Annotated in this window: 13 protein-coding genes; 1 reads left to right on the top strand and 12 read right to left on the bottom strand. The window is 69.1% G+C overall.

Features of this window, described 5'->3' with window-relative positions; all coding sequences use genetic code 11:
• Positions 1-17 precede the first annotated feature (17 nt).
• The 11 genes from QWJ38_RS13620 to glmS form a co-directional block, all read right to left on the bottom strand.
• Positions 18-1235: a CaiB/BaiF CoA transferase family protein gene (locus tag QWJ38_RS13620; RefSeq protein ID WP_290359626.1), complete on the bottom strand. Its 1218-nt coding sequence runs from the start codon at positions 1233-1235 to the stop codon at positions 18-20.
• Positions 1232-3094 carry a glycoside hydrolase family 127 protein gene (locus QWJ38_RS13625; protein WP_290359627.1) on the bottom strand — a complete coding sequence of 621 codons (1863 nt, stop codon included), beginning with the start codon at positions 3092-3094 and terminating at the stop codon, positions 1232-1234. The genes QWJ38_RS13620 and QWJ38_RS13625 overlap by 4 nt, the downstream gene beginning before the upstream one ends.
• A gap of 8 nt (positions 3095-3102) precedes the next feature.
• Positions 3103-5739 carry a ThuA domain-containing protein gene (locus QWJ38_RS13630; RefSeq protein WP_290359628.1) on the bottom strand — a complete coding sequence of 879 codons (2637 nt, stop codon included), beginning with the start codon at positions 5737-5739 and terminating at the stop codon, positions 3103-3105.
• Positions 5736-7925 carry a formylglycine-generating enzyme family protein gene (locus QWJ38_RS13635; protein WP_290359629.1) on the bottom strand — a complete coding sequence of 730 codons (2190 nt, stop codon included), beginning with the start codon at positions 7923-7925 and terminating at the stop codon, positions 5736-5738. Before QWJ38_RS13635 ends, QWJ38_RS13630 begins: the two co-directional genes overlap by 4 nt.
• Before the next feature lie 32 nt (positions 7926-7957).
• Positions 7958-8908: a ribokinase gene (locus QWJ38_RS13640; protein ID WP_290359630.1), complete on the bottom strand. Its 951-nt coding sequence runs from the start codon at positions 8906-8908 to the stop codon at positions 7958-7960.
• 65 nt (positions 8909-8973) lie between these two features.
• A complete protein-coding gene (locus tag QWJ38_RS13645) occupies positions 8974-11148 on the bottom strand; it encodes a TonB-dependent receptor (RefSeq protein ID WP_290359631.1) in 2175 nt (724 codons plus the stop codon).
• Positions 11149-11392: 244 nt separating this feature from the next.
• A complete protein-coding gene (locus QWJ38_RS13650) occupies positions 11393-12334 on the bottom strand; it encodes an alpha/beta hydrolase (RefSeq protein WP_290359632.1) in 942 nt (313 codons plus the stop codon).
• The gene (locus QWJ38_RS13655; protein ID WP_290359633.1) at positions 12331-13224 is read right to left on the bottom strand and encodes a LysR family transcriptional regulator; all 894 of its coding nucleotides are present in this window, start codon (positions 13222-13224) and stop codon (positions 12331-12333) included. The genes QWJ38_RS13650 and QWJ38_RS13655 overlap by 4 nt, the downstream gene beginning before the upstream one ends.
• Positions 13225-13255: 31 nt before the next feature.
• Positions 13256-15658, bottom strand: a complete 2403-nt coding sequence (locus QWJ38_RS13660) for a sodium:solute symporter (RefSeq protein WP_290359634.1) — start codon at positions 15656-15658, stop codon at positions 13256-13258.
• Positions 15659-15707: 49 nt separating this feature from the next.
• A complete protein-coding gene (locus tag QWJ38_RS13665) occupies positions 15708-16571 on the bottom strand; it encodes an HpcH/HpaI aldolase/citrate lyase family protein (RefSeq protein WP_290359635.1) in 864 nt (287 codons plus the stop codon).
• Between the two features lie 95 nt (positions 16572-16666).
• A complete protein-coding gene (glmS, locus tag QWJ38_RS13670; RefSeq protein WP_290359636.1) occupies positions 16667-18535 on the bottom strand; it encodes a glutamine--fructose-6-phosphate transaminase (isomerizing) in 1869 nt (622 codons plus the stop codon).
• A 139-nt stretch (positions 18536-18674) separates the two neighbouring features.
• Here glmS and QWJ38_RS13675 point away from each other — a divergent pair, with 139 nt between their 5' ends.
• Positions 18675-19166 (top strand): Lrp/AsnC family transcriptional regulator, encoded by a 492-nt coding sequence (locus QWJ38_RS13675; RefSeq protein WP_290359637.1) that lies wholly within the window; start codon positions 18675-18677, stop codon positions 19164-19166.
• A 4-nt stretch (positions 19167-19170) separates the two neighbouring features.
• Here QWJ38_RS13675 and QWJ38_RS13680 read toward each other — a convergent pair whose 3' ends face one another.
• A complete protein-coding gene (locus tag QWJ38_RS13680) occupies positions 19171-20352 on the bottom strand; it encodes a class I SAM-dependent rRNA methyltransferase (RefSeq protein WP_290359638.1) in 1182 nt (393 codons plus the stop codon).
• Between the last annotated feature and the right edge of the window lie 3 nt (positions 20353-20355).

Consider the following 20355-nt stretch of genomic DNA (forward strand, 5'->3'; position numbering starts at 1 on the left):
GGCAATGGCTCGCGTGCTCAGGGCAGCACGCCGCTCGCGCGCATGCGCTCGATCTCGTCGGCGCCGTAACCGAGGCCGGCCAGCACCTCGCCGGCATGCTGGCCATGGACCGGCGCCGCGAAGGGCTCGGGCCCCGGCGTGCGGCCGAACTTGATCGGCCGGGTGATGCCGCGGTAATGGCCCAGCACCGGATGGGCAACGCGGGTCACCATCTGCTCGGCCAGCACCTGCGGATGGTCGAACATGTCCTCGATGCGGCGCGCGGCGGCGCAGGGCACCTCGTCGCCGAACAGGGTCTCCCATTCGATCGCGCTGCGCTGGCGCAGCGCGGCATGGAGGAGCGGCACCAGCTCGGCGGCGCCCTGCGCGCGCTTCTTCACCGTGTCATAGCGCGGGTCCTCGGCCAGCTCGGGCAAACCGACCTTGTCGCACAGCGCCGCCCAGAAGCGCGCCGTATTGGCCGAAATGTAGAGATGCCCGTCGCGGGTCGGATGGATGCCGGTCACGCCGCCGGAGCGCATATCGCGTCCGACATCCAGCGGTTCGCCATCGGCCCAGATCAGCCGCGCCGACTGCATCGTCAAGGCGCTGCGCAGCAGCGAGACACCGACATACTGGCCGCGACCGCTGCGCTCGCGTTCGAACAGCGCCGACGAGACACCGGCCGCCAGCAGGGCCGCAGCGTAGTAGTCGACGACCGAGCCGTAAAGAATCTCCGGCGGCCCGCCCGGCTTGCCCTGCATCGTGCACATACCGGTCATTGTCTGCAGCACCTGGTCGTAGCCGGCCTTGTCCTTCATCGGCCCGGTCTCGCCGTAGCCGGTGACGGCGCAATAGATCAGGCGCGGATTGATCAGCTCCAGCTGCTCGTGCGCGATGCCCAGGCGCTTGGGTACATTGGGGCGGAAGTTGTGCACCAGCACATCGGCCTGGCGCACCAGGCGCATCAGCAGGGCCAGACCTTCGGGCTTCTTCAGGTCCAGCGCGAGGCCGCGCTTGCTGCGGTTGACGCCCAGGAAGGCGCGGCTCTCCTTCTCCAGCGTCGACGGGTAATTGCGCAGATTGTCGCCATCGGGCGGCTCGATCTTCAGCACCTCGGCGCCCTGGTCGGCCAGCAAGGTGCAGCCATAGGGGCCGGCGATATAGGCGCTGAGATCCAGCACGCGCACGCCGCTCAACGGGCCCTGCCCGGCCGCATCGGATGCCGGGCTCACGGTTTCATTGCTTGCCATCATGATTCGGAGGCTGGGGAAGCGGGGTCGGTCGGGGCCAGCGACAGCCAGGTCAAGCGCCAGGCGCCATCGTCACGGCCGCCGGCGCGGTAATAGGGCTGGAAGTGCAGCGGCGCGCGATAGCCCAGCGCCAGCTCGATGGTCGGGCCCTCCTCGCCCGCGCCGGCCGGCAACTCGCGCAGCCAGAGCGCCTCGGGTGCATCGGGCAGACGTATCGTCTCCTCGGTCTTGAAGCCGTCGATCAGCGGGCTTGCATAGACCAGCGGCCCGCGGCTCAGGGCGAAATAGGCATGGTGCAGCACCAGCTGGCGCACCGGCGAGCCGTCGGGCGCGCGCGATTCCTGCACGTTCTGATGGATGCGACGGTGGGTGGCGATGCGCATCGGCAGATCCAGCGCCAGCTCGTCGCCGCGTCGCCAGCTGCGCTCGATCGCCGCATAGTCGCCGGCCGGCAGGGCCAGGTCCAGCGGCTCGCCATTGAGCCGCAGGCTCGCGCCCTCGGCCCAGGCAGGGATGCGCAGGCGCAGCGTGAAGCGGGCCTCCTCATGCTCGATCTCGGCCAGGCGCAGCGTCAGCTTGCCGTCGAAGGGATAGCCGGTCTGCTGCTCGAGCAGCACATCGCCCGCATCGGGCAGTTTGAGCCGGACCGTCGAGGGTCCGTAGAGATTGACCGTCAGCCCCTGCGGCCCGAGGCCGTAGGCCAAGGGCGGCAATTCCTCCAGCGCCATCGCGCCGCTGGACTTGCAGCAGCGCCAGTAGGTCGTGTGCACGCGTTTGCCATTGGCGAAGGAGTAGTAGCACCAGTCCTCGCCGTTCGGCGCCAAGGCGCCCAACAGATCGTTGTAGGCGCTGCGCTCGATCTCCTCGGCGTAGCGCGCCTCGCCGCTGATCTGCAGCAGCTCGCGGTTCAGCTGTATCCAGGCCAGGGTCGAGCAGGTCTCCACATAGGCCTGGGGCTCGAAAGTGCCGCGCGGATTGAAGACCTCGCGCGAGCGGTTCGCCACGCCGCCGAAGGGACCACCGCCGAGGCTCAGATGATGCTCGCGGATATTGGCCCACAGCGTCTCGATCGCCTGCCTCAGTTCGGCACGGCCGGTGGCCTTGTAGAGCTTGGCCAGGCCGACCAGGTTCCAGGCCAGCTGGTAGGCCTTGCCGGTCGCGATCTCGGCCGCGTCGGTGCCGGCCAGCGCCTTGCTCAGCAGGGCCAGTTCCGGATGCGCATCGGCCTGCGCCAGGATGGTCTCGGCCAGTTCCAGGTAGCGCGGCTCGCCGGTGCGCAGGTAGAGCTCGGCGGCCGGGTCCAGCAGCACCGTCGCCGACATGCCGTGGTGATTGCCCAAGCTCGTGATGTCGATCCCTCGCTCGACCAGCGTGCGCCAGCACAGATCGCCGATCCGCCGCGCCGCGTCGAGATACGCCGGCTCGGGCATCGCGCGGTGCAGTTCCAGAAAGCCCAGCATCAGGTAGCTGTGCGTCCAGATGTCCCAGGTGCGCAGCGCCGGTTCGCCGTTCCAGGACAGCGGCTTCGGCGGCTGCGGGATCATGAAGCGGCGGTTCGGCGCGTAATTGCCCAGATAGCCGTCGGCGTCCTGCCGTTCGATCAGCCAGCCGGCCACGCGCCGCAGCTTCTCGCCCAGCTCGGCGTCCTGGCTGCGCGCAAAGGCGCGGGCGGCGGCCGACAGCCATTTGCCGGCATGCTCGCCATACCAGTCGCCCTCCTGGTTCTGCATCACGCGGACCGGGTCGAAGATCGCGATCGCCGGGCTCTCGGGGCCGGTGATGAAGCTGGACAGGCGGCCACGGCGGTTGGCCTCCAGCGCGCGGCCCAGCAGGCCATCGAGTTGTGCGTTCAGGAAATTCATCGCTACATTCATTGCAGATAAGCCGCGACGGCCTCGATCTCGCGGGCACTCAAGCCCGCCGCCTGCACCTGCATCGCGCCACGGCTCAGCGCCTCGACGATGCGCGTGCGGCCGCGCGCAGCGATCCAGCTCTTGGGCGGGATGCTGCCCTGCGGCGCATCGTGGCAGGCGGCGCAGCGTTGGCGGTAGATCGCCGCGCCGTCGACCGGTCGGCCGTCATCGGCCGCGGCGGCGACCGCCGTTGATTTGGGGGCGGCGGCCATGCGCTTGCCGCCGACGCCGAAGGCCTGGATCCGGTCGGTGCCGACGATCACCTGGCCGCGCACGACGATGGGCTCGTTGTACTTGCCGCTGGTGGCCAACTCGCCCGGCGCGCTGCGCCACAGCGGGCGCATCGTCAGCGCCTCGACCGCATGCAACACCGGCGCGGGCGCGTTGGGGCCGCTCAGCGCGGCCGAGCGGCGCGCATTCTCGTCCAGCACCCAGACGATGGCCTCGCTGCCGTCGGGCCGGCTGCTGACCACCGGCGAACCCGGGTTCTGGAACACCAGCTCCATCGCCCGGGCGGCGATCTCCAGCCGCGAGTCCGACTTCACGGCCAGCCGCGCCAGCGAGGGCGCGACGTTCTCCGACGAGCCCAGCGCCGCCTTGCTGGTGCCGCTGGCAATGATCTGCAGCGCTCCGTCCGGCGTGCGGAAGCTCGCGGGCACCGAGCGCGCCCGCGCCAGGTCCAGCGCGGCGTCCTCTTCCGAGTAGGGGCCGAACACATTCAAGGGGCCGCGGCCGTCGTGCAACGATCCGTCCTCGGAAGCCGGGCCGCCGCAGGCCGGGCGACGGTCGAGCCGGCCCGGCAGGCGCGCGCGATCCAGCAGATAGACATTGCCCTGCTTGCCGCCGACGGTCAGCAGGGACGAGCCCGGCAGCAAGGCGACGCCGCCGGAGCCCAGGTCGATGTCGTTCTTCGCGGTGATGCAGTGGTTGAAGGGCGTGTAGGTGCCGACGAGATTGAGCTCACGGTCGAGCTTGAGCACCGATTGCGTCCAGTCCTGCGGCTGCTCCTTGTAGCCGTCGAAGCCGCTGCCGGTGACGGCGTAGACATGGCCGTCCGCGTCGACGGCCGGCCCGCCGGCGCCCCAGATGCCGCCGCTGCCGCGGTGCGGCATCGCGACGGCGGCAAAGGCGCTGGCCACGCGCGGCTGCGCGCCGGTGTCGACGGCGGCCAGCCAGCCGGTCTCGGTCTCGCCGAAGGCGATGTAGAGCCGCTCGCCATCCGGGCTCAGGTTCAGCGCGCCGCGCTGGATGCGGAAATCGAATTTACGCTTCGGCGGCAGCAGTTCCGGCCCGGCATTGCGATTGACCTCGTTGAGCCGGTTCTCGTCCAGCCGCACCGGCCAGCCGGGTTGGACAGCGCCGCTGCCCAGATCCAGCGTATAGGCCTGCCAGCGCTGCGCGGAGTCGCAGGCGGTGACATAGAGGCGGCCGCGGGCGGCATCGACCACCGGCGTGGACAGGATGCCGGTCGGCACGCCGTCCAGCGGCGCCGGCTGCAGCCTGCAGGGATCGGCCAGATGCGTGCGCCACAGCACGCGACCCGGCGCGACGTCGCCGTTGCGGCGCGCATTGATCGCATAGACATCGCCGTTGCTGGTGGCCGCGATCACCGCGGCGAAGCTCTGGCCGCGCAGCTCGCCGGCCGTCAGCTGCAGGTCCTCGACATAGAGCGGCGAGGCATAAAGCCGCGCGTCCTGACCCTCGAAGGCCGCCAGCGGCGGTGACTGCCAGAGCTGGCCAAAGCCGGTGGCCATGGTCGCCGGCGCCAGCGCCACCTCGTTGGCGAACCAGCCGCTGCGCTGCGCGTCATGGTGGAAGCTCGTCACGTCGGCGCGCACCGGCAGATCCAGCCCCGCGGTCCAGGCGATCGCGTTGACCAGCAGCGGCCGCAGCGGCTCCAGCGCCGTCAGGAAATGCGCGCCGCTGTAGCCGAAGGAGCGGCCGCCGCCGGCGCGCTGGTAGCTCCAGGCGACGGTGACGTCTTCGGCAGCGCCGTCGAGCAGCGGCTGGCCCGCGCGGTACTGCGGATGCAGCGTGGCGCTCAGCACCGGCATGGCGCCCTCGGCAAAGCGCAGCGTCGGATAGAACTCGTCGCGCACGACGATGGGCCGCAGGCCGCGGCTCAGCGGCGAATCGGCCGCCGGGCGCAGCGTCGTCGTCTCGGTCGTGCGGTCGAACAGGCCCGGGCGCAGGGCGCCGAACCACTGCTGCAGTTCCTTGTCCTCACCGGCCGCGGTCGAGGCCTGGTGCAGCGCGACCACGCCGACGCCCCGCTGCATCGCCGCGGCGAACGCGCGGCGCTTGGCCGGATCGTTCAGCGGATGCTTGTCGGCACCGTCGAGATAGAGCACCAGGGTCGAGGCCTGGGCCAGCACGACCGGGTCGCGCGGCCAGCCGCTCTCGAAGGCTTGGACCTCGGCCTGCGGCAGCGCTTCCTTCAACCAGCCGGCCAGCTGCTTCAGTCCGGCCGCGTACTCGTGCCGGCCCGGCCCTTCGTGGCCGGCGCCGCCGATCAGCACGATGGGGCCGGCCGCCTGGGCCGCGAGCCCGATCAGCATGCCGGCCGCGCCCATCAGCAGCGCCCGTCCTCTCACGCCGCGTCCACGACGCAACGGAAGCCGATGCCGCCCGAACGGTCCTTGGCCGGGGCCATCAGCAGCAGCTTGCCGTGCTGATCGTTGCGATAGGCCTGCGGGAAGTACCAGTGCGAGGTCTGCGGCAGATAGCTGCTGCCGCCGCGCACGATGGCGGCGCGGGTGTGCTCGTCCTCGTATTCGTCGGTCCATTGCCAGACATGGCCGACCAGGTCCTGCACACCGAAGGGGCTGGCGCCGCGCGGATGCTTGCCCACATCGGCCGGCGCTCGCATCGTGCGGCCGCGGTCCGGCGCCGGCACCGCCTGTGTGTCCCAGCTATTGCCCCAGGGATAGACGCGGCCGTCCGTGCCCTGCGCCGCGTACTGCCATTCCCATTCGCGCGGCAGGCGCTTGCCGGCCCATTGCGCATAGGCACGCGCGTCCTCGAGGCTGACCCAGGTGACCGGCTTGTCGCCCCAGCCAGTCGGCGGCAGGCCGGCGACCCAGTGACGCAGGAAGTTGTGCGCATCGCGCGGCGCATAGCCGCTGGCGTCGAGGAAGCGCTTGAACTCGGCGTTGGTCACCGGATGGACGTCGATATGGAAGGCCGGGATCTGCAGCCGGTGCCGATGGCCGCGGCGCGGGCTGCTTTCCCAGGGGTACTGGACGTCGACGCCGTCCCAGACGAAGCCCTCGACCTCGATGCCGCCGACGACGAAGTCGAACTCGGCCGCGGGGATGGTCACCATGCCGGCCGGCGCCGTCGCCTGCGGCCGGGTGTTCGGCGTCTCGACCAGGCGCTGCGGCAGCGAGCGCCAGACATTGGACAGGCTTTGCAGCGGCGTCCTGGCCCAGCCGGCGGCCTTGGCCAGGTAGTCGTTCAGGCCTTCGGGCGGCCTGCGGGTGGCCAGCACGGCGCCATAGCCGCGCGGCTCCAGCGTGAAGGACAGCAAGGCCTGGCCCTCGATGATGCGCGGCTGCAGCTCCACACCGTTCCATGCGTCGAAATAGCGCGTTCCTTCGACATGCTCGACCGCCAGCTGCTCGCCGGCGATCTCGGACTCGTGCCGATTGACCAGGGTCCACAGCGCATCGCCGTTGGTGCCCGGGAAGTGGCTCGCGAACACGCCCGCCTGCAAGGTCGGCGCATAGGGCCGCCAGTCCATGCTGACCATCAGGGCCGGGAGGAAGCGCTGCAGCGCGGCGATGCGGCGCAAGGTCTCGGCATCGCGCGGGGTGAACTGGTTCCAGATGCCCCAGATGTTTTCCCAGGCGTTGTAGCCGACGCCGTTGAAGAAGATGTACTGCAGATCGTTCGTGCGGTCGCGGCCCCAGCGGTTCTCGTAATTGATCATGTGGCGCGGCTCCAGCCACTTCCACTTGGCCACCGTCGGGATCACGCTGTCGGGCACCTTCTTGCCCCAGCTCTGCACATTCCAGATCAGCTGTTCCTCGGACGAGATCGTCGACTCCGGCTGCAGCACGACCGGGCAGCCCAGAGCGTCGCAGGCATCGAAGAAGGCGCGCGGCACGCCGTTGTAGGTGTCGCCGTTGATGCCGTCGGCGCCGACCGCCTTGACGATCTGCGCGATCGCGTCCCAGTCGCGCTGGCCCTGCGGCCGCGTGCCGTTGTCCCAGGGCTTGGTCGGCAGGAAGACCTTGACGCCGCGGCGGTGGAAGGCATCGACCGCGCTCTTCAGCCCGGCCAGGCCGCCGGGCAGGTCATGGGCCAGGTCGGTCTGGTTGCGGTCGTCGACGCCGATATTCGGATAGACGTACCAGATCAGCACCGAGTCGACGCCGCCGAAGCGGGCCTCGAGATCGTCCAGATAGCGGTCGACCGTGTACTCGCCCTTGACCGGGTCGTAGAAATAGCGGTCCTCGACCATCATCTGCACATGGACGAAGTTGCGCTGCGCCCATTGCAGCTCGGGCCGGCGGTAGTTCGCGTCGTCGTAGCCGATGCGGATCAGGTGTTCGCGCCGCCAGTCGATCAGCTCGCGCAACCAGTCCTCGGCCGTGCCCTTGGCGTCCATCTTCCAATGGCCGATGTCGGCGAAGGGCCAGCCCGGCGCCTTGCCCGGCGTCGGCAGGTAGCGGCCCGTCGTCACATGGGAGAAACGGAACTCGGTCCGCAAGGGGCCGCGCTCCTCGTCACCGGCGGGATTCAGGTGATCGGTCATGGGCTTGTCGTCAGCGTTCATGCGGGAATCGTAAGCAGCAAGGGGTCGCCGGGCTAGACAGGGTTCAATCGGCAATAGAAGGCCAGCGCTTCCGCGTCGCCGGCCTCGCGCTCGCGCTCGTGCAGGAAGCGATCGACCTCGTCCCGACCGGGCACGCTGTCCTGCGCACCGAGGCGCGTGCAGGTCAGCGCCGCGGCGGCGCTGGCGCGACGCAGCGCCGCCTCCAGGCTCAGGCCTTGATGGAAGGCGGCGACCAGGGCGCCGCAGAAGGTGTCGCCGGCGGCCGTGCTGTCGACGGCGCTGATATTGAACCCGGGCTGCAGCAGGAACTGGCCGCCATTGCGCATCACGCAGCCGCGCGCGCCCAAGGTCACCACCACGCAGGGCACATGCAGCCGCGCCAGCGCCTGGCCGACATCGCCGCTGCAACCGGTGATGGCGGCCAGTTCGCCCTCGTTGACGATCAGCACGTCGACCAGATCGAGCAGGGCCGGCGGCAGCGCGCGCGCCGGCGCGGCGTTCAGCACGACGCGCACGCCGGCCGCGCGCGCGGCGCCGGCATAGGCGGTGACGGTCTCGATCGGCGTCTCCAGCTGCAGCAGCAGATGGCTGACGCCGTCCAATGAAGGCAGATGCTGGGGGGCCAGGCAGGCGTTGGCGCCAGGGGCCACGGTGATCGCGTTCTGCGCATCGTCGGTCAGGCAGACGAAGGCGCTGCCGGTGGCGATCTCGGGCTCGCGCAGGATGTCCATCTGCACGCCGGCGGCGCTCAAGGATTGTTCGATCACACCGGCCGCCGCGTCCTCGCCCAGGGCCAGGAGCATGCGCACCGGCACGCCGCCGGCACGGGCACCGGCGACCGCCTGGTTCGCGCCCTTGCCGCCGGCAAAGGTGCGCACGTCACGGCCCAGCACCGTCTCGCCGGCGGCCGGCACATGGGCCGCGCGGACGACGAAGTCGAGATTGGCCGAGCCGGCCACGAGGATGGTCTGGTGTTCGCTCATGGACGTCGGAACTTCTGTTGGATGCTGAAGGGACCGGCCGCGCCGGCCCCGCCTCAGAAGGTCGCTTAGAAGGTCAGCGTGTGGCTGATCGAGTAGGTGCGGCCGCGGCCCGACCAGTAGTTGCGGAAGCCCGCCAGCTGCGACCAGCTGAGGATGTAGAACTTGTCGGTCAGGTTCTCGATGCCCAGCGTCAGGCGGCCATAGCGGCCGAAGTCGTAGTTGCCGGCCAGGTCGAACAGCGTGTAGCCGCGCGTATGTTCTTCGTTGCTGGTGCCGATATTCAGGTCGCGCGACAGCAGCCGGGTACCGCTCAGGCTGACGTCGCCGTGCGGCATGAAGTTCCAGGTGGCCGTGCCGCCCAGCTTGTCCGGGTTGACGTCGTTGACGCCCATGCGCCGGTCCAGCGGGCCGCCGGCGACGAAGGTCGTCTTGCCGAGGATGCGCGAGTACAGGCCGCTGACCTTCCATTCCTTGCTCAGGCTGGCGTCGCCGCTCAGCTCCAGGCCGCGGATGTTCACCGGCGCGCGGTTCATGATGAAGTCGTTGGTGGCCGGGTCGACCGACAGCGAGACGCCCAGATCGGACTGCGACTCGTAGAGCGAGACGCCGAAGCTGGCATTGCGGCCGCGCCAGTTCGCACCGATCTCCTTGTTCTTGACGATGATGGCCTGCAGATCGAGGATGCCCTCGACCGACTGACCCGGGTAGTTGATATTGCGCAGCGGGATGCCGACGTTCGGCAGGGTGAAGCCCTTGCTCAGCGACATATAGGCCGACCAGTCGTTGGGCAGGTGCACGACGGCGCCGATATTCGGCAGCGTCGCCGTGTAGTCCAGCGTGCCGCCCTGGACGAAGACGCGCTTGCGGAAATAGGTGGTCGTGTAGTCGTCGACGCGCAGCTTGCCGTCCTCGTAGCGCAGGCCGCCGCTGAGGCTGACCGGGCCGATGTCGTAGGACAGCTGGGCATAGGGCGCCATGCTGCGGTAGATCATCGGCGGCACCCAGACGCGGTCGGTCAGCGCCAGGCGCTGCTGCGCATTGTCCTCGACGAAGTCGATGCCGCCGCGGAACTCGAGGCCGCTGACGGCGAACATGTCCTCGCCGGTCCAGCCGGTGCGCAGGCCCTTCTTCTTGGTCAGGATCTCGGACTGGTCCCACAAGCTGCCCAGCGGCGCGATCAGCGGATCCTGGCGGTCGTCGCCGTTCTCGGCCGGGTAGCGCATCGCCTGGCGCGCCGCGTAGACGTCGACATTGAAGGTGCCGCCGAACAGGTTCTTGTTGATGTAGGCGGCGGTCGCCTGCTCGAAGTCGTTGAACTCGGCGCGCGAGCCGGGAACGGCGCCGCGCTCGGAGGTATTGGTCACGCCGGTGGCGCGATCGCCATCGACCAGGCGGTACTGGTTGTTGCCCTCGATCTTGAACTTGCTGAGCGAGGCCTGGATGCGCTGGCTCTTGTCGGTGCCGAAATCGAAGCCGCCCTTGACGAACAGGTTGTCGGCCTTGGAGTCGGCGACCGAGCCGCTGGTGTTCAGGCCGATGCGGCGCGGCTGGCCGTCATAGGTCATGCCGCGGTCGATGTGCGAGCCCGAGACGAGCAGGTCGTAGTCGTCGTCCTTGCGCATCCAGTTCAGGCCGACCTTGAAGCCGCCGCTGTCGTCCTCGAACTGCGTCGTGTAGCGGGTGAACAGTTGGAACTCGTTGCCCTTCTTGGTCGGCGACTTCGAGATGTAGTTGATGATGCCGCCGGCAGCACCCACACCTTCCGAGGCCGAGGGCCCGTTGATCACCTCGATGCGGCCGACGATGCCCATATCGGTGAAGGTCGCGTTGCGCGTGCCCTCGCGCAAGGGCGAGCCCTGCGGCACGCCGTCGAACAGACGCAGCGCGATGCGGCCGCGCAGGTTCTCGCCGGTATTGCTCATCGCCTGCGAGGATTCCGAATAGCCGGGCACCGTGCGCGCCAACACCGCCGTCGCGTCCTCGGTGACCGCCTGCGTGCGGGCGATGTCCTCGCGGCTGACGACATTGATCGCGCCCGGGATCTTGTCGATCACCTTGGCCGTGCGGGTGCCGGTGACGACCGTGGTCGCCAGGCGGTTCGGCTGCTGGTCGCTGACCGTGGCATCGGCCGGTGCGCTGGCCGCCGCGGCCGGCGCGGGCGCGGCCTGCTGGGCATAGGCGGTGGAGATCGAGGAGGCGAGCAGCAGCAGGGTGCTCAGCGAGGCGGGAACTTGTCTCATATGTTCTAGCTCTGTTGGGTTGCGGATTCGGCCGCTCGGCCGCGAGTCGCCTCGCCTGCCCACGCAGCTGACCGTCGGTCGGCCGCAATCAGCCAGGCTCGGAGGCCCAACGACGACGACCTCCTGCCCGCAGGCGCTGACGCATTCCCCGGCGATGGATCGAGTCTCAGCGATCGCAGAGCAAAGTAAAACTATTGCGAACTATGTTCAGGCGATAGTTTTTGCTGCTTTCGGCAGACCGGCGTCAGCGACCCGCGACGAGCCCGGGCGCCAGCATCAGCAGGCCCTCGCGCAGGGCCGGCAGCCAGACCCGCCAGTCGTGGCCGCCGTCGACGATGCGCAGCTCGGCCTGAATATTCGGCAGCCGCGCCAGGCGCTTGTAGAGCCGATGCGCCTCGAGGTCGATGTCGTGCTCGGCCTCGGCCGGATCGGGGTTGCGGTATTCGTCGTCGCCCGAGCAGATGTAGAAGCGCAAGCCCAGGCCGCTCGCGCTGAATCGCTCGAGCAGGGCCGGGTAGTTCAAGGCGCGATAGATCTCGTCGACGAAGAGATCCTGGTCGCGACCGAAGGCGCCGAACTCGCGCGCGCTCGAGGCCCGCGGCGGCAGCGGCGTGTAGACGGCTGGGCTCAAGACGATGGCGGCGCCGAACAGCTGCGGATGTGCCAGCACATGGCGCAGCGCGCCGTAGCCGCCCATCGAGTAGCCGGCCAGCAGCCGTGCCTCGCGCCGCGCGTCCGTGCGATAGCTCGCGTCGATATGCGGCAGCAGCTCGCCGATGAAGGCGGTTTCCACCGCCCTGCCCGGCCGCTCGACGCCGCTGTAGGCCGAGTCGACGTAATAGCTGCCGCGCGCGCTCCAGGGCGCATCGGGCATCACGGCGATCAGCGGCGGGATCAGGCCGGCAGCGATCAGCTCGTCGAGCAGCGGCTTGCAGCGCGTCCAGGCCCGCAGATCGTCGCCGCGGCCATGCAGCAGATAGAGCACCGGATAGGCGCGATGGCCCTCGGCGTAGCCGGCCGGCAGATAGAGCTGGTAGCGCCAGTCGCCGCCCAGCAGGGCCGAGGGAAAATGGTGCTCCGTCAGCGTGCCGGCGGCCGCCTGGGCCGGCGCGGCGCAGCCGCCGAAGCCAGCGAGACCGGCCGCGCCGGCCAGCAGCCCCAGCAGCGCGCGCCGGCCTTCCTTCATCCGCGGCCGGCCGCCTGCGCCGCCGCCATCGCCGCGCGGGCCTCCTGCAAGAAGGCGGTGACCAGGCGGATCCGTATCGTCGAGCGTGACCAGACGATGCCGATGCGGCGCGGCTCGAACGGACGCGGCAGCGGCAGCCGCACCAGCTGCAGGCCCTCGGGCCAGGGCCGCACCCAATCCGGCACCAGCGAGACGCCCAGACCGCGATCGACCATCACGGCAATCGCGTTCAGCGCGTTCAGCTCGAAGCGCTCGCGCGGCGTGATGCCGACCAGGCGCAGGTACTGGTCGGCCTGGCGGCCGCCCCACTGGCTGCGGTCGTAGCGGATCAAGGGCTCGTTGGCCAGGAGCTCATGCGGGTCACGCCCGGCCATGCGCGCCGGCGCCAGCACGACCAGCGGCTCCTCGCGCAGCAGCTCCCAGTCGCAGGTCTTGGGCAGCGCATAGGGCGCCTGCAGCACGATGGCCGCATCGAGCTCGCCGCCCTCGACGCTGCGGTAGAGCTCGGGCGAATAGCCGGGCTTGATGAAGACCTGGATGCGCGGGAACTTCTCGACCATGCGCGCCAGGATGTCGGGCAGCATGCCGGTCAGCGCATTGTTGCCGGCACCGAGTCGCAGCTCGCCGGCGGTCGCGTCGTCGGTCGCGACCGCACGCAGATCGGTCACATCGCGCAGCAGCTGGCGCGCCCGCTCGAGGATGCGCGAGCCGGCCTCGGTGATGTTGACGGTGCGGCCGGCGCGGGCGATCAGCGGCGCGCCGATCTCGCGCTCCAGCGTGCGCACCTGCTGCGCGACGGCCGCCGGCGTGATGTTCAAGAGGCGCGCCGCGGCGGCCATCGACCCCTGGTCGACGACTGCCACGAAGGTATGCAGGAATTGGGTGTCCACGGCGATTGCGGCAGCCGCCGGCTAGGCGGCCCTAGTCATCGCCGTAGATTGTCAGCCCTTTCAGCGAGCGGCTCGGTGGGGGAAACAGCAGGCTGGCCAGGTAGCCGATGACGATGCACAGCAGGATGGAGATGGCCAGGTAGAAATAAGGGTGCACCAGCTTCAGCGACCAGGCGATCGTCGTCAGCACGATGCTGGAGGCGACGCCGATCGCCACGCCCTGCGAGTTGGCGCGGCGGGTGAACATGCCCAGCGTGTAGGCACCGGCAAAGCCGCCGCCCAGCAGGCCGGCCAGCTCGATCGACACGTCGAACAGCGAGTGGATGTCGAAGCGCGAGAGCAGCAGGGCGAAGCCGACGCCGATCAGGCCGGCCGCCACCGTCATCAGTTCGGCGAACAGCACGCTCTTCTTCTGGTCCTTGTTCTTCACCAGCTTCTCGTAGAAGTCCACCGAGGCCAGCGTCGCGACGCTGTTGATGATGCTGGACAGCGTCGCCATCGCCGCAGCGAAGATGCCGGCGATGATCAGGCCGGTCACGCCCATCGGCAGCTCGGCGGCGATGAACATCGGGAAGGTCGCATCGATCGTCAAGAGCGGGTTCATCCGCTCCGGATTGGCCTTGTAATAGACGAACAGCGCCGTGCCTATCGTGTAGAAGACGAAGCCGCCCGGGATCATGATCGCGGCAAAGGCCCAGATCGAGCGGCCGGCGTCGCGGTCGCTCTTGGTCGACAAGGTGCGCTGCATCAGCACCTGGTCCTTGGGGAAGGTCAGCACGACGTCGAACAGCACCAGGAAGACGAAGCCCCAGACGGTCGCCTTGGTCAGGTCGAAGCTGAAGTCGAACATGCGGGTCTTGTTCGCCGCCGCCGCCTCGTGGACGAACTCCGGCAGGCCGCCCTTCAGCGACCAGATCATGAAGCCGATCGCGAAGATCGCGCCGCCCATCTTGACGACCAGCTGCACGACATCGGTCCAGACCACCGCCTTCATGCCGCCCAAGGCGGTGTAGGCGATCGTGAAGCCGCCCATCATCAGGATGCTCCAGACCACGTCGATGCCGGTGATGGTGGCGATCGCCAGCGAGGGCAGGAAGAGGATCACGCTCATGCGGCTGCCCAGCTGCACGAGGATGCACAGCGCGCTGGACAGCATGCGGATGGACGGATGGAAACGCGTCTCCAGGTACGAGAACACCGACATCAGATCGAGCCGCCGCAGCAGCGGCACGATCCAGACGGCGACGAACATCAGGCCCAGCACGGCGATCAGATTGTTGGTCAGGTACTGCCAGTTGGTCTCGAAGGCCTTGGCGGGGATCGCGATATAGCTGATCGAGCTGGTGTTGGCGGCGTAGAGACTGACGCCGGCGGCCCAGAAGGGGATCGAGCGGCCGCCGACGAAGAAGTCCGAGGTCGAGTTGCGCTTCTCGCGCAGATAGAAGTACAGGCCCATGCCCAGCATGGCGACCAGGTAGACGACGATGACCACCCAGTCCAGCCATCGCAGCAGTTGCTTGCCGGCCTGGACCTCCGCGGTGGCGAATTCGCCGCCGCCCGTGGCGCCCGGGCGCAGCCAGATCAGGCCGTCCTTCCAGGCGGCCGCCAGCCGCGCGTCGCCGACAGCCGGCTCGGCCAGCTGGGCCCAGGAACCGGTGATCGTGTGGAAGGTCATCAGCCGGGGCGGCCGACCATTGCTGTCGGCGAGCAAGTACAGCACATGGGCCTGGCCCAGCGGCCGCGCCGAGCCGACCAGCACCGCACCGGGCAGCGTGCCCCGCTCGGTCCAGCCGCGATCGGCCGACCAGCGCAGCTGCCGTTCGGGTTGACCGGCGGCCGTCGTCAGGCTCAGCCACAAGGCATTGGTCTGGCCGACGAGGGCGCTGGGCGGGCCCTCGCCGGGCCAGTCGGCCAGCCGCTGCCACTGACCGTCGACGCCGGCCGGTTTCAGCTGCAGCAGGCGCGCGCCACCATCGGCGCCGCGGCCGACCAGGTAGAGCGCATCGCCCAGCAACGTCGCGCGCGCCTGGTTCAGGCTCTCGGGCAGGGCCGGCAGCGCCTCGACGCTCAGGCCGCCGCCGGCCTGCAGCGTGAGCCGCTCGACGCGCTCGACCGAGCCCGAGGCACCGCCCCGCAGCACAAAGCCCTGCCCGCCACCTGCCGCGCTGCCCAGCAGCGGCGCGCCGGCCGGCCAGGGCAGCTCGCTCCAGTTCTTGGCGCCGGGCGCCAGGGTCCAGGCCTTGCCGGCCGTCAGGGCGAGCGGCTGGCCCGACAGGCTCAACAGCGCCTGCACCGGCTCGTCGCTGGCCAGTGCCGGCAGCGTGTCGCTGCGCACGCTGGCAACGCTCTCGGCCTGTGCGGGGCCGGTCAGCCCGATGAGCAGCATCGCGATCAGGACAAGGCTGCGCAGGGCGGCGGAAAGAAGTGAAGTCATTCGGACGCCTCGGGCGCTGCGTGAACGGGAATAGGGGAGTCTGAAGCCTTCAGCGCGCCGCATCGGTGGATTCCACTCCGGCAGCGGCCAGCAGCGCCTGCGCGCGCTTCAGAAAGGGCAGATCGATCATCTTGCCGTCGACGACGAAGGCGCCGCGGCCCTGGGCCCCGGCCGCCGCGGCGGCCTCGACGACGCGCCGCGCATGGGCCAGTTCGCCGGCGCCGGGCTGGAAGACCTCGTTGGCCGCGGCGATCTGGCTCGGATGAATGCAGCTCTTGCCGATGAAGCCCAGCGCGCGTGCCATCCGCGCCTCGGCACGGAAGCCTTCGTCGTCCTTCAGATCGGCAAAGGCGCCGTCGCAGCAGAACACGCCGGCCTCGGCCGCCGCCAGCGCGACGGCAAACAGCGCCGCATGCACATTGGCGGGATCGCGCCGGGCGATGCCGTAGGGTTCGAACAGATCGCCCAGGCCCAGCTGCAGGCCGGCCACGCGCGGGTCGGCCTGGGCGATCTCGTGCGCGCGGCGCAGCGCGGTCGGCGTCTCGATATTGGCCAGCAGCTTCACCGTCTCCGGCAGGCCCGCGGCCTGCAGCGCGGCAATGGCGGCGCGGATGTCGGCCGCCGACTCCGGCTTGGGCAGATTGATCAGGTCCAGGGACTGCAGCCCGGCCAGCGCCTGCAGATCGGCTTCGAAATGCGCGCTGTCCAGCGCGTTGACGCGCACGATGATCAGCTTCGGGGTCGCGCGCGCCGCCTCCGAGGCCAGGAAGGCCGCAACGGCGGCGCGCGCCTCGGCCTTGCGGTCCGCGGGCCCGGCGTCCACGAGATCGATGGAGATGGCATCCGCGGCACTGGCCAAGGCCTTGGCAAACAGTTCGGGGCGGACGCCGGGAACAAACAGCTTGCTGCGCATATGGGCATCCCGGAGTGCCCGCAGTATCTGCCCGTTAAGCGCAATGAAAACTAATCTTCCGGACTTTCAGACGATGCGTTTTCTACGTTCCCGCCTCATTCGACAGTCACGCTCTTGGCCAGGTTTCTGGGCTTGTCGACATCCGTCCCGCGCGCGCAGGCCGTGTGATAGGCGAGCAGCTGCAGCGGAATCACGTGCAGGATCGGACTCAGCGCGCCGTAATGCTCGGGCATGCGGATCACATGCAGGCCCGGCTCGCTTTCGATCTGCGTGTCGCCGTCGGCGAAGACGTAGAGCTGCCCGCCGCGGGCGCGCACTTCCTGCATATTGCTCTTCAGCTTTTCGAGCAGCGCATCGTTGGGCGCGACGGTGACGACCGGCATCTCGGCGGTCACCAGGGCCAGCGGGCCATGCTTGAGCTCGCCGGCCGGATAGGCCTCGGCGTGGATGTAGCTGATCTCCTTGAGCTTCAGCGCGCCTTCCAAGGCGATCGGGTAGTGCAGGCCGCGGCCGAGGAAGAGCGCGTTCTCCTTGCGGGCGAATTCCTCGCTCCAGGCGATCACCTGCGGCTCCAGCGCCAGCACCGCCTGCACGGCCACCGGCAGATGGCGCAAGGCCTTCAGGTGCTCGGCCTCGTCGGCCTCGGCCAGCTGGCCGCGTGTCTGCGCCAGCGCCAGGGTCAGCAGGAAGAGACCCACCAGCTGGGTGGTGAAGGCCTTGGTCGAGGCCACGCCGATCTCGGCGCCGGCGCGGGTGATGTAGGCCAGCTCGCATTCGCGCACCATCGCGCTGGTGGCGACATTGCAGATGGTCAGCGTCTTCGTCATGCCCTGCGCGCGCGCATGCTTGAGCGCGGCCAGGGTGTCGGCGGTCTCGCCGCTCTGGCTGATGGTGACGACCAGGGTGCGCGGATTCGGCACGCTGTCGCGATAGCGGTACTCGCTGGCGATCTCGACGCTGGTCGGGATCTTGGCGATGCTCTCCAGCCAGTACTTGGCCGTCGAGCCCGAGTAGTAGCTGGTGCCGCAGGCCAGGATCAGCACCGAGTCGATCTCCTTGAAGATCCGGTAGGCGCCGTCACCGAACAGCTCCGGGCTGATGCCGTTGACCGCATCGAGCGTGTTGGCGATCGCCACCGGCTGCTCGAAGATCTCCTTCTGCATGTAGTGGCGATAAGGCCCCAGTTCGGCCGCGCCGCTGTGCGCGTGCACGGTCTTGACCTCGCGCTGCTGCGCCTCGAAGCGGCCGGTCTCGGCATTGCGACGGCTGATCCAGTAGCGACCCAGCTGCAGGTCGACGACATCGCCCTCCTCCAGATAGCAGATCTGGTCGGTCACGCCGGCCAGCGCCATCGCGTCGGAGGCGACGAAGTTCTCGCCGTATTCGGCGCCACCGACGCCCAGCACCAGCGGCGAGCCCTCGCGCGCGGCAATGACGCGGTGCGGCTCGTCACGGCAGAACACCGCCACCGCATAAGCGCCCTTCAGCCGCGGCAGCGCCTGCTGCACCGCCTCCAGCAGATCGCCGTTGTACAGATGGTCGACCAGATGGGCGATCACCTCGGTGTCGGTCTGGCTGCTGAACACATAGCCGCGCTGCTTCAGCTCGGCGCGCAGCTCGTCATGGTTCTCGATGATGCCGTTGTGCACCAGCGCAATGCGGCCGACGCTGGCGGAGGAGGCGCCCGGGCCCTGCGAGAAATGCGGATGCGCGTTGTGCACGGCCGGCGCGCCATGCGTGGCCCAGCGCGTATGGGCGATGCCGGTGCCGGAGGCGACGCCGTCCTCGGCCGCCAGGCCGGTCAGCTCGGCGACGCGCGAGGTGCTGCGCACGCGGCGCAGCATGCCGTCCTGATGCACGGCCACGCCGCAGGAGTCATAGCCGCGGTATTCGAGCCGCTTCAGCCCCTCGATCAGGACCGGAACGATATTGCGCTGACTGACGGCGCCGACGATGCCACACATGGAATGTCTCCAAGACGATGTTCGATGTGCCGGATCGTAGGCAAGCCAGCGCGGCCATTGCAATCAAATGCGACACATAAATGAATGATTATTTCATTCATCGTCGGATGAGAAATTTTCCAACATAATTTCACTAATCATGAATGAATCCATCAACGATGCGCTCGATGCCACCGACCTGCGCCTGCTCGATCTGCTGCAGCAGGACTGCTCGCTGAGCAACCAGGCGCTGGCCGAGCGCGTCCACGTTTCGCCGGCCACCTGCCTGCGGCGGGTCAAGCGCCTGACCGAGCTGGGCATCATCGAGCGCCGCGTCGCCTTGCTCTCGCCCGACAAGCTCGGCGCCGGCCTGTCGGCCATCGTCGAGATCACCCTGGACCGCCAGGGCACCGAGCATCTGGCCGCCTTCGAGGCGCGCGTCATCGCCGAGAGCGCCGTGCAGCAATGCTGGCGCGTCTCGCCGGGGCCGGACTTCGTGCTGGTCGTGCAAGTCGCCGACATGGCCGCCTATCACGCGCTGACGCAGGCGCTGTTCACCCAGGACGCCAATGTCCGCAATATCAAGGCCTTCTTCGGCGTGCACCGTGCCAAGTTCGAGCCGCGGCTGAGCCTGCCGCTGGCCGGCGGCTGAAGCCTCAGGCCTTCAGGATCAGCAGGCCCTTCAGATACTCGCCCTCGGGAAAACAGATCGTCTGCGGATGGTCGGGCGCGGCGCCGACGCGGTCGACGATCAAGCCGTCGACCTGCGCGTCTAGGCCCGCGCCGGCGACGATCTTGTGGAACAGGTCCGGCGGCACACCGCCCGAGCAGGAGAAGGTGAACAGCAGACCGCCCGGCTTCAAGAGCATCAGACCCAGGCGGTTGATGTCCTTGTAGGCGCGCGCGGCGCGCTCGGCATGGGCCGCCGTCGGCGCGAACTTGGGCGGGTCCAGCACGATCGCGTCGAACTGCCGGCCTTCCTTGAGGAAGCCGCGCAGGGTCGCGTTGACGTCGGCATCGAGCGCGCGGTGCCGCGCCGCGTCGAAGCCGTTCAGCGCCACATGGGCCGTGGCGCGCGCCAGCGCCGGGCCCGAGGAATCGACGCTGATCACCTCCTCGGCACCGCCCGCCAGTGCCGCCACCGAGAAGCCGCCCGTGTAGCTGAAGCAGTTCAGCACCGTCTTGCAGCCGTACTGGCGCACGATCTCGGCGAACTTCTTGCGGTTGTCGCGCTGGTCCAGGTAGTAGCCGGTCTTGTGGCCCTCGGCCACGTCCAGGCGCAGCTGCCACTGGTGCTCGGCGATCGTGATCTCGGTCGGTCCATCGCCGCGCAGCCAGCCGGTCGCGAACTCGTAGCCCTCCAGCTGGCGCGCCTGCGCGTCCGAGCGCTCGTAGAGCCGGCTCAGGCCGGTGGCCGCCAGCAGCTGGTCGGCGATCAGCGGCTTCCAGCGCTCGGCGCCGGCCGACAGGAATTGCGCGACCAGGGTGTCGCCATAGCGGTCGACGATCAGCCCCGGCAGGCCGTCCGCCTCGCCATGGATCAGGCGTAGCGCATCCGAGGCGATCGGCAGCCGCTTGCGCACGGCGATCGCGCGCGCGATGCGCTGTTCGAAGAAGGCCGCATCGATGCGCTGACCCTCGTCGAAGCTCCAGATGCGCAGGCGGATCTGCGACTCGGGGCTGAAGGCGCCCCAGCCAAGAAACACCCCTTCGGTCGACTCGACCCGCACCGTCTCGCCGGCATCGGCGCCGCCGCGAGCGATGGAGCCCTCGAAGACCCAGGGATGGCGGCGCTGCAGCGAGCGTTCCTTGCCGGCGCGGATGATGATTTTCTTCATGCT

The organism is Roseateles violae (assembly GCF_030410485.1).
Taxonomy (GTDB): Bacteria; Pseudomonadota; Gammaproteobacteria; order Burkholderiales; family Burkholderiaceae_C; genus Roseateles_D; species Roseateles_D violae.